This is a genomic window from Bradyrhizobium lablabi (genome assembly GCF_001440475.1).
Classification (GTDB): domain Bacteria; phylum Pseudomonadota; class Alphaproteobacteria; order Rhizobiales; family Xanthobacteraceae; genus Bradyrhizobium; species Bradyrhizobium lablabi.
On sequence record NZ_LLYB01000131.1, the window covers coordinates 84,088 to 98,543 of the forward strand.

At 63.4% G+C, this 14,456-nt stretch carries 17 protein-coding genes; 13 read left to right on the top strand and 4 right to left on the bottom strand.

Annotated elements, in window-relative coordinates; translation table 11 throughout:
• The first annotated feature begins 24 nt into the window (after positions 1 to 24).
• The 3 genes from CQ14_RS38985 to CQ14_RS38995 all read left to right on the top strand — a co-directional run bounded on the left by CQ14_RS38985 (position 25) and on the right by CQ14_RS38995 (position 3,062).
• Positions 25 to 465: a MarR family winged helix-turn-helix transcriptional regulator gene (locus CQ14_RS38985; protein ID WP_057863044.1), complete on the top strand. Its 441-nt coding sequence runs from the start codon at positions 25 to 27 to the stop codon at positions 463 to 465.
• Positions 462 to 1,238: an enoyl-CoA hydratase gene (locus tag CQ14_RS38990; RefSeq protein ID WP_057863045.1), complete on the top strand. Its 777-nt coding sequence runs from the start codon at positions 462 to 464 to the stop codon at positions 1,236 to 1,238. The genes CQ14_RS38985 and CQ14_RS38990 overlap by 4 nt, the downstream gene beginning before the upstream one ends.
• Before the next feature lie 210 nt (positions 1,239 to 1,448).
• A complete protein-coding gene (locus CQ14_RS38995; RefSeq protein WP_057863046.1) occupies positions 1,449 to 3,062 on the top strand; it encodes a GMC family oxidoreductase in 1,614 nt (537 codons plus the stop codon).
• 1 nt (position 3,063) lies between these two features.
• On the opposite strand, the gene hemE is transcribed toward CQ14_RS38995, so the two are convergent.
• Entirely contained in the window at positions 3,064 to 4,188 is a 1,125-nt protein-coding gene (gene hemE, locus CQ14_RS39000) for a uroporphyrinogen decarboxylase (RefSeq protein ID WP_082650237.1), read from the bottom strand.
• Positions 4,189 to 4,245: 57 nt separating this feature from the next.
• Between hemE and CQ14_RS39005 the strand changes: the two genes are divergently transcribed.
• Positions 4,246 to 4,467, top strand: a complete 222-nt coding sequence (locus CQ14_RS39005) for a hypothetical protein (RefSeq protein ID WP_057863048.1) — start codon at positions 4,246 to 4,248, stop codon at positions 4,465 to 4,467.
• 87 nt (positions 4,468 to 4,554) lie between these two features.
• Here CQ14_RS39005 and CQ14_RS39010 read toward each other — a convergent pair whose 3' ends face one another.
• On the bottom strand, positions 4,555 to 4,773 hold the full coding sequence (locus CQ14_RS39010; RefSeq protein WP_057863088.1) for a SlyX family protein: 219 nt from the start codon (positions 4,771 to 4,773) through the stop codon (positions 4,555 to 4,557).
• Between the two features lie 10 nt (positions 4,774 to 4,783).
• Positions 4,784 to 5,530, bottom strand: coding sequence for an oxygen-dependent tRNA uridine(34) hydroxylase TrhO (gene trhO, locus CQ14_RS39015; RefSeq protein ID WP_057863089.1), 747 nt, complete (start codon positions 5,528 to 5,530; stop codon positions 4,784 to 4,786).
• A gap of 194 nt (positions 5,531 to 5,724) precedes the next feature.
• Here trhO and ggt point away from each other — a divergent pair, with 194 nt between their 5' ends.
• Both ggt and CQ14_RS39025 read left to right on the top strand, forming a co-directional pair.
• Positions 5,725 to 7,311 carry a gamma-glutamyltransferase gene (ggt, locus tag CQ14_RS39020; RefSeq protein ID WP_057863049.1) on the top strand — a complete coding sequence of 529 codons (1,587 nt, stop codon included), beginning with the start codon at positions 5,725 to 5,727 and terminating at the stop codon, positions 7,309 to 7,311.
• A gap of 85 nt (positions 7,312 to 7,396) precedes the next feature.
• Entirely contained in the window at positions 7,397 to 8,671 is a 1,275-nt protein-coding gene (locus CQ14_RS39025; RefSeq protein WP_082650235.1) for an NAD(P)/FAD-dependent oxidoreductase, read from the top strand.
• 67 nt (positions 8,672 to 8,738) lie between these two features.
• Here CQ14_RS39025 and CQ14_RS39030 read toward each other — a convergent pair whose 3' ends face one another.
• Positions 8,739 to 8,951 carry a hypothetical protein gene (locus tag CQ14_RS39030; protein ID WP_057863050.1) on the bottom strand — a complete coding sequence of 71 codons (213 nt, stop codon included), beginning with the start codon at positions 8,949 to 8,951 and terminating at the stop codon, positions 8,739 to 8,741.
• On the opposite strand from CQ14_RS39030, the gene CQ14_RS39035 reads away from it, so the two are divergent.
• The 7 genes from CQ14_RS39035 to CQ14_RS39065 all read left to right on the top strand — a co-directional run bounded on the left by CQ14_RS39035 (position 8,884) and on the right by CQ14_RS39065 (position 14,084).
• Positions 8,884 to 9,297: an FKBP-type peptidyl-prolyl cis-trans isomerase gene (locus CQ14_RS39035; RefSeq protein ID WP_245320880.1), complete on the top strand. Its 414-nt coding sequence runs from the start codon at positions 8,884 to 8,886 to the stop codon at positions 9,295 to 9,297. The genes CQ14_RS39030 and CQ14_RS39035 overlap by 68 nt on opposite strands.
• A gap of 22 nt (positions 9,298 to 9,319) precedes the next feature.
• Positions 9,320 to 10,300 (top strand): D-2-hydroxyacid dehydrogenase family protein, encoded by a 981-nt coding sequence (locus tag CQ14_RS39040; protein WP_057863052.1) that lies wholly within the window; start codon positions 9,320 to 9,322, stop codon positions 10,298 to 10,300.
• A gap of 142 nt (positions 10,301 to 10,442) precedes the next feature.
• Positions 10,443 to 10,961 carry a cupin domain-containing protein gene (locus tag CQ14_RS39045; protein WP_057863053.1) on the top strand — a complete coding sequence of 173 codons (519 nt, stop codon included), beginning with the start codon at positions 10,443 to 10,445 and terminating at the stop codon, positions 10,959 to 10,961.
• 43 nt (positions 10,962 to 11,004) lie between these two features.
• Positions 11,005 to 11,742: an enoyl-CoA hydratase/isomerase family protein gene (locus CQ14_RS39050; protein WP_057863054.1), complete on the top strand. Its 738-nt coding sequence runs from the start codon at positions 11,005 to 11,007 to the stop codon at positions 11,740 to 11,742.
• A 149-nt stretch (positions 11,743 to 11,891) separates the two neighbouring features.
• Positions 11,892 to 12,911 carry an alpha/beta hydrolase gene (locus tag CQ14_RS39055; RefSeq protein WP_057863055.1) on the top strand — a complete coding sequence of 340 codons (1,020 nt, stop codon included), beginning with the start codon at positions 11,892 to 11,894 and terminating at the stop codon, positions 12,909 to 12,911.
• Positions 12,912 to 13,140: 229 nt separating this feature from the next.
• Complete coding sequence (locus tag CQ14_RS39060) at positions 13,141 to 13,563, top strand: VOC family protein (RefSeq protein ID WP_057863056.1); 423 nt, start codon at positions 13,141 to 13,143, stop codon at positions 13,561 to 13,563.
• 32 nt (positions 13,564 to 13,595) lie between these two features.
• Positions 13,596 to 14,084, top strand: coding sequence for a VOC family protein (locus CQ14_RS39065; RefSeq protein WP_057863057.1), 489 nt, complete (start codon positions 13,596 to 13,598; stop codon positions 14,082 to 14,084).
• Positions 14,085 to 14,456: the final 372 nt, after the last annotated feature.

A 14,456-nucleotide genomic window follows, 5' to 3' on the forward strand; every position in this document is an offset into this window, starting at 1 on the left:
GCGAAATAAATCGACCCCGCTGGCATGAGTCCGCGCCGCGAACACCGGCTGGTGTTCCTGCTCACCGTCGCGCAGCGCCGCCTGCAGCGCTGGATGGCGGCGCAGAGGCAGAACAGCAGCGTGACCGCCACGCAGGCCGGCTTGCTGTTCATTCTGGGCCAGCGCGATGGCGTGCTGATGGGCGAGGCGGGCGCGGCGCTCGATCTCGGGCCGCCCGGCATCAGTGGGCTGGTGGACCGGATGACCGCGGCAAACCTGATCAAGCGGCGCGCCGATCCGGATGACGGGCGCGCATGGCGGCTATGGCTGACACCGGCCGGCCGAGAGGCGATCGCACAGTCGAAAGCAGGACTCGTCGAGGTCAACGCGCGCCTCACGGATGGATTTACCGACGCCGAGATCGACGTCGTCGCGCGTTGGCTGACCACGATGCAAACGAGATTTCCCAGAGGAGAAGACGAATGACCGAGCATGTCAAGATCGAGAAGAGCGACGGGATCCTGACGCTGACGATGGCCCGTCCCGACAAGAAGAACGCGTTGACGAACGCGATGTATGGCGCGCTGGCCGATGCGATCCAGGCCGCCGAGACGGATTCATCCGTCCGCGTGCTGCTGATCCGCGGCGAGGGCGACATGTTCACCGCCGGCAATGATGTCGGCGAGTTCGCCGCGATTGCGACAGGCGCGGTCCAGGGCGAACGGCATGTCGGCCGTTTCCTGCAGTCGCTCGCACATTCGAGCCGCCCGCTGGTCGCGGCCGTCCAGGGCCGCGCCGTCGGCATCGGCACCACCATGCTGCTGCATTGCGACCTGGTCGTGCTGGCCGAGAATGCGCTTCTGTCGACGCCGTTCGTCAATCTGGCGCTGGTGCCGGAAGCCTCTTCCAGCGTCTTGATGCCGCTTCGCATCGGCTATGCCCGCGCCTTTGAGATGTTCGCGCTCGGCGAAGCCGTCGATGCCAAATCCGCATTCGCCTGGGGACTTGCCAACCGCGTGGTGTCGCTGGAGAAGCTCGACGCCGAGGCGAGGGCGTTCGCGTCGCGGCTGGCGAAACAGCCGGCCGGTGCCGTCAGCACCACCAAGCGGCTGATGCGCAATCCGGAAGTTCTGATGGCGCAGATCAAGATGGAAAGCGAGCAGTTCGCGGCGCGCCTGAAGACCGCCGAAGCGCGAGAGGCTTTTGTGGCATTCGCCGAGCGCCGGCCGCCGGACTTTCTGAAACTCGCCGCCAGCTAGTTGGAAGAATTCCGGCAATCTTTCGCAGTTCGAAAATGCATCCCGGGATAACGAAGCGAGCGCCTCGTCATTCCGGGATGCGGCAGATTGTCCGGTGAAGGTTTCGCCACGACGATTGGAAGTCGTCTATTTCCATGCCTGCTCCCGGGAGGGAATTGACCGCCTGTGGCAGCCCCGCTACCTCTTCTGTCCGCTTGCGGGGGAAACAAAATGAACAAGAACAATGATGCTTCCGAATTCGATTACGTCATCGTCGGCGCCGGCTCGGCCGGATGCGTGCTCGCCAATCGGCTGAGTGCCGACGGCAAACACTCTGTCCTGCTGTTGGAGGCGGGGCCGAAGGATACCAATCTCTGGATCCACGTGCCGCTCGGCTACGGCAAACTGTTCAAGGAAAAATCCGTCAACTGGATGTACCAAACCGAGCCGGAACCTGGCTTGAACGGGCGTCAGGTGTTCCAGCCGCGCGGAAAAGTGCTCGGCGGCTCCAGTTCGATCAACGGCCTGCTCTACGTGCGCGGTCAGCACGAGGATTACGATCGCTGGCGCCAGCGCGGCAATGCCGGCTGGGGCTATGACGACGTGCTGCCCTATTTCAAGAAGGCCGAGAACCAGCAGCGCGGCGCAGACAAATATCACGGTAGCGGCGGCCCGCTGCCGGTGTCCGACTGGCGGCATCACGATCCGTTGTCGGAAGCCTTTGTCGTTGCCGCCGCGGAGACCGGCATTCCGACCAATCCCGATTTCAATGGCGTCACCCAGGAAGGCGCGGGATTTTTTCAGACCACGACAAGACGCGGGCGCCGCGCCAGTTCCGCATTTTCCTATCTCCGTCCTGCCAGGACGCGGCCCAACCTTCATATCGAGACTTCAGCGCTGGCGCAGCGCATCCTGTTCGAAGGACGTCGCGCGAAAGCTATCGAATACAAGCAGGAAGGTCGCGTCCGCACGGCGCGGGCGCGCAAGGAGATTCTTGTTTCCAGCGGGGCGTATAATTCGCCGCAACTGCTGCAGCTCTCCGGCGTCGGACCTGCCGATCTGTTGAAACAGCATGGCATCGAGATCGTGCTCGATGCACCCGGCGTCGGCAACGATCTGCAGGACCACATGCAGGTGCGCCTGATCACGCGCTGTGCGCAAAAGGTCACGCTGAATGACGTGGTCAATCATCCCTTCCGCAAGATGATGGCGGGCCTTCAGTATGCAGCCCTGCGCAAGGGGCCGCTGACGATTGCGGCCGGCACGTCAGGGGCGTTCTTCAAGACCAGCCCGCGGCTGGCCTCGCCGGATATCCAGATCCACTTCCTGCCGTTCTCGACCGACAAGATGGGTGAGAAACTTCACGCGCTGTCCGGCTTCACGGCATCGGTCTGCCAGTTGCGTCCCGAAAGCCGCGGTTCGCTCCGCATCAAGAGCGCCGATCCGTCCGTGCCGCCGGAAATCCGCATCAATTATCTCGCGACCGAAACCGACCGCCGCGCCTTCATCGACGGCATCCGGATTTTGCGCAAGATCCTCGCGGCGCCTGCGCTGAAGCCCTATGCGGTTGGTGAAGTCGATCCCGGCCCGAAGGTGCAGAGCGATGACGAGTTGCTTGATTTCTGCCGCCGCACCGGCAGCACGGTCTATCACCCGACCTCGACCTGCCGGATGGGCAGCGATGCGCTCGCGGTCGTCGATCAGCGTTTGCGCGTGCGCGGCATCGAAGGATTGCGCGTCGTCGATGCGTCGATCATGCCGGATCTGATGTCGGGGAATACCAATGCGCCGACCATCATGATCGCCGAGAAGGCGTCCGACATGATTTTGGAGGATGCGCGGTAGGCTACCCCTTATAATCGCGCACGCGCTTCAGCATCTGCTCAACATGCGCGATCGGGGTTTCCGGCTGGATGCCGTGGCCGAGGTTGAAGATCAGCCGGCCCTGCGCGTAGTTCGCCAGCACGTCGTCGACGGCGCGGTCGAGCGCGGCGCCGCCTGCGATCAGCACCAGCGGATCGAGATTGCCCTGCACGGCGACGCGGGTCTGCACGCGCTCGCGGATCATGGAAGGCTCGGCCGCCCAGTCGATGCTGACGGCATTGACGCCGGTTGCCTCGACATAGGCCGGCAACAGCGCGCCGGCGCCGCGGGGAAAGCCGATGATCTTGGCATCGGGCGCTTGCGCGCGCACGCCGGCGACGATGCGTTTCACCGGTTCGATCGACCAGCGCTCAAACTCGCGCGGCGGCAACACGCCGGCCCAGGTGTCGAAGATCTGCAGGCAATCGGCACCGGCCTTGAGCTGGCCAAGCAGGTACTGGATCGAATTCTCCACCAATACGTCGATGATTTCAGCAAACGCTTCGGGATGGCGATAGGCCATCATGCGCGCGGGCGCCTGGTCCGGCGTGCCCTGTCCTGCGACCATGTAGGTTGCGACAGTCCACGGCGCGCCACAGAAACCGATCAGCGCGATGTCGGATGCGAGTTCCCGCCGCACGCGGCGCAACGCTTCATAGACCGGCTCGAGTTTTCCGAAATCGGCATGGCGCGCAAGCGTTGCCACTTGCTCCGGCGTGTCCAGCGGATCGAGCCGCGGGCCTTCGCCGGCCTCGAAGCGCACCGAGCGACCGAGCGCGTAGGGAATCACGAGAATGTCGGAGAAGATGATCGCGGCGTCGAAGTTGAAGCGGCGGATCGGCTGCAGCGTCACCTCGGCGGCATATTCTGGCGTGAAGCACAGATCGAGGAAGCCGCCCGCCTTGGCGCGCAGTTCACGATATTCCGGCAGATAGCGGCCGGCCTGCCGCATCATCCAGACCGGCGGCACCGTCTGCCTGCGGCCGCACAGCACTTCGAGAAAGGGTTTCACGGCGGGTTTCTGGGACAAAACGAAAGGTTCCTGCGGCAGGGCTACTATGGCGCCTCTGATACACGCAGGTTCCCGATTGGCCAAGAAGCGATGCATGGCGCGCGCGAGGAACCTGCGCAAAATCGAGCCGTTATCTCAGCCATGGAGGTACCTATGGCTGAGAAATTCAATCCTGCGGCGCATGACAAACACGCCGAAGATCCCCGCGAAGCGCAGAAGGCCGATCGGGAAACCCACGAAAAGCTCGAGGCCGGACTGGTCGATACGTTCCCGGCATCCGACCCTGTGAGCGCCGCGCAGCCGGCGCCGTCGAAAGCCGATCGCGAACATGAGAACCCATCGCTGTGGAACAAGGTCCTCGCGGTTTTCCGTTAGCGCAGCCCTCATCTCAACCCCGCGCATGGTCGCGCGGCAGGAGCGGCTCCTTCCCTAAGGGGCCGCTTTTGTTTGGCCGAGCGAGCCTTAGTAATGCGGCGGCCGTTCGTTTGTTGGGCCCGGCATGTTGTTCTCGGCTTCTTGCAGGCGCTCTTTCAGTTCTGCGACCTTCCGCGTCAGCCTGTCGATCTCGGTCCACTGCGTCGTGACCGTTTGGTTCAATGTTTCGATGGTCACGTCCTGATAGGTCAGCCGCATCTCCAGCGAATCGATGCGATCGTTCAAGCTGTCGATGCGATCGCTCAATCTATCGACTTCACTCATGCGAGCCATCGCCGCGCTCCCGCAGGCCGTGGCCCAGCGCCACGCGCTCATCGAACACGAAACATTCACCGCGCCAGCGGCTGTCTTGTTCCGGTACCCCTTCCAGGTAGCGGAGAATGCCGCCCTTGAGGTGATAGACCTCGGAAAATCCGTGCGCCAGCAGATAGGCGCTGGCCTTTTCGCAGCGGATGCCGCCGGTGCAGAACATCGCGATCTTCTTGTGCTTCGCCGGGTCGAGTTTCTCCGCGGCGAACTCCTTGAACTGCCCAAAGCTCTTGATGCCGGGATCGACCGCGCCCTCGAACGTACCCATCGCCACCTCAAAGGCGTTGCGGGTATCGATCACCAGCGTGTCGGGAGCGGCGATCAGTGCGTTCCATTCCGACGGTTCGACATAGGTGCCGACCTGCCGTGTCGGGTCGACCGTCGTGTCTCCCAGCGTAACGATTTCCTTCTTCAGCCGGATCTTCAACCGTTGAAACGGCATCTCGGAAGCGCCCGAAAACTTGAGTTCGAGATTGCCGAGCCGGCCGCCGAAAAGGGCGCCGTGCTGCAACTCCTGGACGAGCGCGTCAATGCCCTCATCGCTGCCCGCAACCGTGCCGTTGATACCCTCATTGGCGAGCAGCACGCTGCCCTTGATCCCGAGGCTTGCGGCTATCGCACGCAGCGGCTCGCGCAACTCCCGGAAGTCCGGCAGCGGGGCGAATTGATAGAAGGCGGCGACCTTGACCGGCATGGCGACCATTTATCAGGCAGGCCGGGCAGGGGAAACCCCGTAAAGCCCTGCATATTCCGCACATTGGCCCTGACGCCCCGCTGGCATGCCAACCATTGCCCTGCCGGGGATGAATATGCCAAAGAACCGTCTGTAAACCCGCCCCTGATGCTCCCCGCGGGATGCTCAAGAAACGCTGAAAGAAAGCACTCGCGATGAGGAATTTCCATTTCGCCGGCCGCTCGACGGTCCATGCCCAGAACGCGATGGTGGCGACGTCGCATCCGGACGCCGCGCTGGTCGCCATCGACGTGATGCGCGCCGGCGGCACCGCGGCGGACGCTGCGGTGGCAGCCTGCGCGCTGCTCGGCGTCATCGAGCCGCAATCGACCGGCATCGGGGGCGATTGTTTTGCGCTGATCCAGCCAAGGGGCGAGGGCAAGATCGTCGCCTATAACGGCTCCGGTCGCGCGCCGATGGCCGCGACAGCCGAATGGTACCTGGAGCGCAAGATCCATTCGGTGCCACTGACCTCGGCGCATGCGGTCAGCATTCCCGGCGCGATCGACGCCTGGGACACGATCCTGCGCGACCACGGCAAGATGGGGCTCGACACCCTGCTGCAGCCCGCCATCAAGGCCGCCGAGGAAGGCTATGTCGTCGCCCCGCGCATCGCCTTCGACTGGAAGAACCAGTTCGAGAAGCTGAAGAACGGCACCAACACCGAGCGCTATCTGCTGCCACACGGCAAGCCTGCGGTCGCCGGCGACGTGATCCATCAGCCCGAACTGGGCAAGACGCTGCGCGCGATCGCCAAGAACGGCCGCGACGCGTTCTATAGCGGCGAGATCGCCGCCGACATGGTGGAAACCCTGCGCGGCATCGGCGGCCTGCATACGCTGGAAGATTTCGCCGCGCATTCGACCGAAACCACATCGCCGATCGGCACGATGTACAAGGGCCATGACGTCTGGCAGTGCCCGCCGAACGGCCCTGGCATCACCATGCTGGTGATGCTGAACATCCTCTCGCGCTTCGACCTGACCAAGTTCAAGCCGCTCAGCATCGAGCGCTTCCATCTGGAGGCAGAGGCCGCGCGCATCGCCTACATGATGCGCGAGCAATATATCGGCGATCCCCAGCAGGTTCATGTCGACGTCGCCGGCATCCTCGCCAAGGAGTTCGCCGAGGAGCACATCAAGAACATCAAGATGGACCGGCTGCTCGACCTGCCGAACGTCGCGCCGCCGATGAATCCGTCGACGGTCTACATCACAGTCGTGGACAAGGACCGCAACGTCTGCTCGTTCATCAACTCGATCGCGCATTCGTTCGGTTCGGCGATCGTGTCCAACAAGACCGGCATCCTCTTGCAGAACCGCGCCGGCGGTTTCCGGATTCAACCCGGCCATCCCAATTGCATCGCGCCGGGCAAGCGGCCGCTGCATACCATCATTCCTTCGCTCGCCACCAAGAACGGCCGTGCGGTGATGCCGTTCGGCGTGATGGGCGGGCAGTATCAGCCGGTGGGCCAGACCCATGTGCTGACCAACATCCTCGACTATGGCTGCGACGTGCAGGAAGCCATCGATATGCCGCGCGGCCTGCACTACGAGGGCGTCTACCAGCTCGAAGACAGCGTGCCGGCCGAGATCGTCGAAGGCCTGAAGAAGATCGGCCACAAGACCACCAGCGTGGTCGGACCGCTCGGCGGCGGCCAGGCGATCTGGATCGACTGGGAGAAGGGCACGCTGACCGGCGGCTCCGATCCCCGCAAGGACGGTTGCGCGCTAGGCTACTGAGCCCCGCGCGGTCGCCGCCGCAGGAACCGTTGGCCCCTCGCATTCGTTATGACGATGCGGCGGGCCGTCCTTCTTGTCAGGAGAGATGGCCGCCTGTTTTCAGGGGGCTATCATCAGCTCACTCGATCCCGAGGATTTCGATCAGGCCGACCTGCGCGGCGGGCATTCGCCCTGGTTTGCGAAGCCGGGACATCATCCGCGTCACGAGGTCAGCGAAAATCTCAAATGCGACGCGCTGGTCGTCGGCGCCGGCATCACAGGCTCGATGGTCGCCGAACGTCTGACGCGTCAAGGCCTGGATGTCGTCATCATCGATCGCGAGTTGCCCGGCCGCGGCAGCACCGCCGCCTCGACCTCGATGCTGCTGTGGGAAATCGATCAGCCGCTTCGGCACCTGAGCGAGGCCTGCGGCTTCGAACGCGCGGCGCGGGTCTATCGCGCCAGCCTTGAGGCCGTCGCTGGCCTGAAATCGCGGGTGGCCGAACTCGGCATTGTCTGCGGCATGCGGGACAAGAACTCGCTCTATCTCGCGGCGAACGAGATCAGCGCCGATCTGATGGAGGAGCATCGCTGGCGGATGCGCGCCGGCCTGCCGGGCGAATTTCTGGACCACGGCAGGCTGCGCGACGGCTTTGGCATTGTGCGTGCCGCTGCGATCGTTTCATCGGGGGCGGCCGATGCGGATCCCGTGCAACTGGCGCATGGAATGCTGGAGGCTGCGATCGGGCGCGGCGCGCGGCTGTTCGAAGCAGAGGCCGTCGCGTTCGAAGCCGCCGGGCGCATGGTCAACGTCCGTCTTGGCGACAATCGCGAGATCGAGGCGCGATCCGTCATTCTTGCCACCGGCTATGTCATGCCCGACATCGTGCAGTCTTCCGTGCATGCGGTGTCGTCGAGCTGGGCGATCGCGACCGTGCCACAGCCGCAAAGCGTCTGGAACGACGGCACGCTGATCTGGGAGGACGCGAAGGATTATCTCTATGCGCGAACGACGCGGGCGGGACGCATCATCATCGGCGGCGAGGACAGCAGCGCAATTATCGAGCCGGAGGCGCGCGATCGTCTGATTTCGGAAAAATCAGGCATCCTCGCGCGAAGGCTCGCAGCACTATGGCCGGTGGCGAAGACCGACATCGAATTCCGCTGGGCAGGCACGTTCGGTACCACGCAGGACGGATTGCCGCTGGTCGGCCCCGTCCCCGGCGCAAAGGGCATCTATGCGGCCTATGGCTATGGCGGCAACGGCATCACGTTCAGTTTTCTCGCCGCGCGGCTGATCGGCGATCTGATCGCCGGGAAAACCTCGCCGCTGCTGCACGATTTCGCCATCGATCGCGACGGCAGCATGGCTGGCCGCTGAAAAATGGCTAGGGAAACCGCCCGCTCTGGGCTAGAGCTTCGGTTCTGAAAGGATCAGAACCGAAGCTCTAGATTCTTAATTTTGACGCGTTTTCTTCATGCGAACCGGTATCCACTTCGCTCGAAAACGCTATGGAGACGTCGGTCTCTCGAACGAGGTATACTGAGATGCGCTTCTCCCGACGCACGATTATCCGGACCGCATGTGCCACCGTGGCAGCGGCGGTTTCCACGCCCGTTGCCATCAGGGTGGCATCGGCCCAGACCGCAGGAAAACCCATGACCACAGCTTCAGGTTTGCAGATCATCGACAGCAAGGAAGGCACCGGCGCCACGCCGAAGACCGGCCAGACCTGCGTCATGCACTACACCGGCTGGCTTTACGAGAACGGCCAGAAGGGCAAGAAGTTCGATTCTTCCGTTGACCGTAATGAGCCGTTCGAGTTCAAGATCGGCCAGCGCCAGGTGATCGGCGGCTGGGATGAGGGCGTCGCCTCGATGAAGGTCGGTGGCAAGCGCACGTTGATCATTCCGCCCGCGCTCGGCTACGGCGCGCGCGGCGCCGGCGGCGTCATTCCGCCGAACGCGACGCTGATGTTCGACGTCGAATTGCTGGCGGTGAAGTAACGCGCAAGCGGGGAAGCGCATCGTGAAGATCTCGATCCTCGACGATTATTTCGACACGGTGCGCACCCTCGATTGCTTCCGCAAGCTCGCCGGGCACGACGTCACCATCTGGAACGATCACGTCCAGGACGTCGACGCATTGGTGGACCGCCTGAAGGACACCGAAGCGCTGGTGCTGATCCGCGAGCGGACACAGATCCGCACGCCGCTCTTGGAGCGGCTGCCGAAACTGAAGCTGATCAGCCAGCGCAGCGTCTATCCGCATATCGACATCGACACCTGCACGCGGCTCGGCATTATCGTGTCATCGAGCCAGCATGCGGATACACCGTCGTATGCCACCTCCGAATTCACCTGGGGCCTGATCCTGGCGGCGATGCGCGCCATTCCGCAGCAGATGGCGGCGCTCAAGGCTGGCAAATGGCAGATCGGCGTCGGCCACACCCTGCGCGGCAAGACGCTTGGTATTTATGGCTACGGGCGGATCGGCGCCGTCGTTGCCGGCTACGGCAAGGCGTTCGGCATGAACGTGCTGGTATGGGCGCGCGAGCCGGCGATGGCGAAGGCTAGAGCCGATGGATACGCGACCGCCGCCAGCAAGGCTGATTTCTTCGAGCGCTGCGACGTGCTGTCGCTGCACATGCGCCTCGTCGATGCCACGCGCGGTATCGTCAAGGCCGAAGATCTCGCGCGCATGAAGCCTACGGCGCTGCTGGTCAACACCAGCCGTGCGCCGCTGATCGAGCCGAACGCGCTGGTCAATGCGCTCCGCGCCGGACGCCCCGGCATGGCGGCGGTCGATGTCTACGAGAAGGAACCGCTGCGCGACGTCAACGATCCGCTGTTGAATATGGACAATGTGGTCTGCACCCCGCATCTCGGCTACGTCTCGCGCGACGAATACGAAATCCAGTTCACGGATATCTTCGATCAGATCGTGGCGTATGCGGCAGGCACGCCGACCAACGTGGTCAATCCGGATGTGATGGAAAAGCGGCGGTAGCTGAACTCCCTCTCTCCGCAAGGCAGGGGCGAGGTAAGAAGAACGCGCATACAAGACCGGCTCAAAAGTTCCCCGATTTGGCTGGTTTGCCATCGCGGTTTTATGTACCGTCCGGCAATCAGACCCTTGAGAAAGCAACAAGATGAGCGGCACTCACGATCACACCCATTCCCACGATCATTCGCACGGCGATGCCGAGCGCTGGAAGCACGACGGCGTCCGCGTCATTCCCGGCAATCAGCTCGATCCCAACGTGCCCTCGACCGCCGGCATGGACCGCAAGGCCGCGATCAATTTCGCCCGCGTCGGCGCGCAGAAATTATGGGCGGGCACTGTGACGATCCGTCCCGACGCCAAGACCGGCGCACATCACCACGGCCATCTCGAAAGCATCATCTATGTCGTGAAGGGCAAGGCGCGGATGCGCTGGGGCGAGCACCTGCAATTCACTGCGGAAGCCGGTCCCGGCGATTTCATCTTCGTGCCGCCTTACGTGCCGCACCAGGAGATCAACGCCAGCCGCGACGAGGTGCTGGAATGCGTGCTGGTGCGCTCTGACGGCGAAGCTGTCGCCATCAACCTCGACATCGAGCCGGTGGAAAAGCCGGAGACCGTGCTGTGGGTCGATCCGGTGCACCGCGATCCCGCCGAGAAGAAGTAAAAAAACAAAAGCCGCCGTCGTGCGGATGGCGCGGGGGAATCCCATGAAGCTTGTTCGCTACGAGAGCGCGGGCCACGTCGCTACCATCACCATGGATCGCGCCTCGGCGCACAACGCGCTCAATAATGCGTTGTGCGACGAACTGCGCGAAGCCTGGTTCCGCTTTGACGAAAGCGACGACCGCGTCGCCGTGCTGGCGTCGTCCGAAGAGAAATATTTTTCGGTCGGCGCCGACGTCGGGGATCTCCCCGTCAACATGTGGCACGCCGTGCCCGGACTGGGCGTCGAGCTCGACAAGCCGGTCATTGCCGCGACATCCGGCTGGGTCGTGGGCGGCGCCTTCGTGCTGGTGCAGATGGCCGATATGTGCGTGGCGTCGGAGACGACGCGCTTCATCTACCCCGAGGGCAAGATCGGCACCACCGCCGGCGGCGTCTCCTCGGTGATGGCGCGCATGCCGCACAAGATCGCGATGGAGTTTTTGCTGGTCGGCGAGGAAATGTCGGCGGAGCGCGCCTACCAGATCGGCTTCGTCAACAAGGTTGCCCCGAAGGGGCAGCACGTCGCGCTCGCGCAGGAGATGGCGGCCAAGATCGCGGCGAACGCGCCGCTGGTGGTGCGGGCGTTGAAAAAGCTCGCCCGCGAGTCCATGCCGAAGGGGCCGCTGGAAACGGTTGCCGACGTGCGCCGGCTGCTCGATGTCGTCCGCGACAGCGATGATCTGAAAGAAGGCGTCAAGGCGTTCGCCGAAAAGCGCAAGCCCGACTTCAAGGGTAGCTAGGCTGGTTGCGGTAGACGTTGTGCACAACCCGCCTGCTCGCGCGATCGTGTTCGTGCGGCGCGGCGGGCACCGGCTTCAGAACGGATATCCGCTGCTAAGCTTCGCCCAATAAACTTCACTGAAGAAAAATGTGACGCGGGGATGAAGCGATGACAGGTTCCGAAAGTCTGGTGGGGCGGCGCACGGTTCTGAAGGGCCTTGGCCTCGGCGTGGCGGCGACCGCCACGATGCCGGCGCAAGCGGCGACGGTGGCTCCATCCGAGGGCGGCGAGATCTGGAGCAACGAATACTGGACCAAGAAGGGCGACATTCCCTTGTGGATGTTCCGCAAGCGGATCGGCGCGCCCAAGCCCGGCGAACCGGCGCGGCCGGTGGTGTTCTTTGTCCATGGCTCGTCGGTGACGTCGCGGGTGTTCGATCTCAACGTGCCCGGCAAGGGCGAATATTCCGCGATGAACGAGTTCGCCCGCCACGGTTTCGACTGCTGGACCATGGACCACGAGAACTACGGCAAGTCCGGCCGTAGCTCGGGCAATTCCGATATCGCCAGCGGCGTCGAGGATCTGAGGGGCGCGGTCGAACTGATTGTTCGCGAGACCGGGCAACAGAAGGTGCATTTTGTCGGCGAGTCCTCGGGTGCCTTGCGAGCGGGCGCCTACGCCATGGTGGCGCCCGAGCGGGTCGATCGCCTGGTGTTCGCCGCCTTCACCTACAAGGGCGAGGGGTCGCCGACCCTGACCAAGCGGGCTGAGCAGCTCGACTATTTCCGCGCCCACAACATGCGCAAGCGCGACCGCGACATGATCCGTTCGATCGCGACCCGCGACAAGCCCGGCACCTCCGATCCGGCTGTCATGGAGGTGCTGGCGGATGCCGAGATGCAGTTCGGCGACCAGATCCCGACGGGCACCTATCTCGACATGACCGCCAATCTGCCGGTGGTGCATCCGGAGAAGGTGCTGGCGCCGGTGCTGCTGGTGCGCGGCGAATATGACGGCATCGCCACCGTCGCCGACCTCGAGGAATTCTATAACAAGCTGCCCAATGGCGACCGCCAGTTCGTCATCCTGCCCGGCACCGCCCATTCGGTGACGCTCGCGATCAACCGGCAGTTGTTCTGGCACGTGACGCGGGCGTTTCTCACCATGCCGCCCCCGATCGCGACCTGACGTCCTCGCTCGCCCGTCATTGCGAGCAAAGCGAAGCAATCCATAGCGCGGCATAACGCATAGGTGGATTGCTTCGTCGCTTGCGTTCCCTCGCGCAAACGCTTCGCGTTTGTCGCAGGCAATGACGTCCGGTTATGGTCAGTTCCCCAAAAAAATTATTTCAAGCTGGATGTCGGATCCCGGTCGGCCGGTCCGTCCTTGGCTCGAACCCCGTGAAAAGGAGCCCATTATGGCCAAAATGATCTTCGTCAACCTGCCGGTCAGCGATCTCGCCCGTTCGACCGCCTTCTATTCTGCGATCGGCGGCGAAAAGAACCCGCAATTCTCCGACGATACGGGGTCCTGCATGGTTTTTTCAGAAGCCATCTACATCATGCTGCTGACGCACGACAAATACCGGCAGTTCACCTCGAAGAAGATCGCCGACGCCAAGGCCACCAGCCAGGTTCTGATCTGCCTTTCCGCCGACGGCCGCGATGCGGTGGACGACATGGTCGCCAAGGCGCAAGGCGCGGGCGGCGGCGCCGATCCGGGCCCGAAGCAGGATTACGGCTTCATGTACGGCCGCAGCTTTGAGGATCCCGACGGTCACCACTGGGAAGTGATGTGGATGGATGTTGCGGCTGCCACCGCCGCACAGCCCGCCGCCTGACAGATCGAAGCATCGGCAACCGGAGTTTATCGATGTCCAAGATTTCCCCCTGCCTGTGGTTCAACGGCGAGGCCGAGGAGGCCGCGAATTTCTACGTCTCGCTGCTGCCGGATTCCCGGATCGAGAAGGTCCAGCGCAACACCACGGATAGCCCCGGCGGCAAGGCCGGCACCGTGCTGGTGGTGGATTTCACGCTGGCCGGCCAGCGCTTCATGGCGCTGAACGGCGGTATGAAGATGGAATACACCCACGCGGTCTCCTTCAAGATCGATTGCGCCGACCAGGCGGAGGTCGATCGGCTCTGGGATGGCCTGTTGGCGAATGGCGGCCAGCCCAGCAGATGCGGCTGGCTCAAGGATCGCTTCGGCGTGTCGTGGCAGATCGTGCCAACCGCACTGCCCAAATATCTCGGCGGCGCGGACAAGGCCGGTGCGCAACGCGCCATGCAGGCGATGCTGGGTATGGTCAAGCTCGACATCGACGGCCTGAAGCATGCGTATGAAGGCAAGAGCGCGGCGTAGTAGAGTGTCGTAGGGTGGGCAAAGCCAACGGGTCGCGCGAATGCGCGCCCGTTGACAGGCTCCGCGTGCCCACCACTCACGACAACAATTGCGGATGGATGGTGGGCACGGCGCAAATGCGCCTTTGCCCACCCTGCAGATCCCCTCAATAACTGATCCGCAGTCCCACGCCGCCGTGAAGCGTGTTGCCGATCGGCTGCGGGCCGGCGGTGCCGTTGAGGAAGAGGTCGGCAACCCAGCCCTTGGTGATGCGGAAGCCGAGCCGGCCGCCATATTCGAACCAGCCCTGGTTGCCGATCACAGGCACGATGGTGCCGTCNACCGGTCACGCTGGCGACGATGCCGGATCGCGTCCCGAAGGATTGCACCCAT

Bases quoted from the DNA above. Each gene is read 5' to 3' on its own strand.
- hemE (WP_082650237.1), bottom strand. From the start codon at position 4,188: ATGCATCGCTTCTTGGCCAATCGGGAACCTGCGTGTATCAGAGGCGCC.
- CQ14_RS39005 (WP_057863048.1), top strand. From the start codon at position 4,246: ATGGCTGAGAAATTCAATCCTGCGGCGCATGACAAACACGCCGAAGAT.
- CQ14_RS39050 (WP_057863054.1), top strand. From the start codon at position 11,005: ATGAAGCTTGTTCGCTACGAGAGCGCGGGCCACGTCGCTACCATCACC.
- CQ14_RS38990 (WP_057863045.1), top strand. From the start codon at position 462: ATGACCGAGCATGTCAAGATCGAGAAGAGCGACGGGATCCTGACGCTG.
- CQ14_RS39065 (WP_057863057.1), top strand. From the start codon at position 13,596: ATGTCCAAGATTTCCCCCTGCCTGTGGTTCAACGGCGAGGCCGAGGAG.
- trhO (WP_057863089.1), bottom strand. From the start codon at position 5,530: ATGCCGGTCAAGGTCGCCGCCTTCTATCAATTCGCCCCGCTGCCGGAC.
- CQ14_RS39025 (WP_082650235.1), top strand. From the start codon at position 7,397: ATGGCCGCCTGTTTTCAGGGGGCTATCATCAGCTCACTCGATCCCGAG.
- CQ14_RS38995 (WP_057863046.1), top strand. From the start codon at position 1,449: ATGAACAAGAACAATGATGCTTCCGAATTCGATTACGTCATCGTCGGC.
- ggt (WP_057863049.1), top strand. From the start codon at position 5,725: ATGAGGAATTTCCATTTCGCCGGCCGCTCGACGGTCCATGCCCAGAAC.
- CQ14_RS39060 (WP_057863056.1), top strand. From the start codon at position 13,141: ATGGCCAAAATGATCTTCGTCAACCTGCCGGTCAGCGATCTCGCCCGT.
- CQ14_RS39055 (WP_057863055.1), top strand. From the start codon at position 11,892: ATGACAGGTTCCGAAAGTCTGGTGGGGCGGCGCACGGTTCTGAAGGGC.
- CQ14_RS38985 (WP_057863044.1), top strand. From the start codon at position 25: ATGAGTCCGCGCCGCGAACACCGGCTGGTGTTCCTGCTCACCGTCGCG.
- CQ14_RS39030 (WP_057863050.1), bottom strand. From the start codon at position 8,951: ATGGGTTTTCCTGCGGTCTGGGCCGATGCCACCCTGATGGCAACGGGC.
- CQ14_RS39045 (WP_057863053.1), top strand. From the start codon at position 10,443: ATGAGCGGCACTCACGATCACACCCATTCCCACGATCATTCGCACGGC.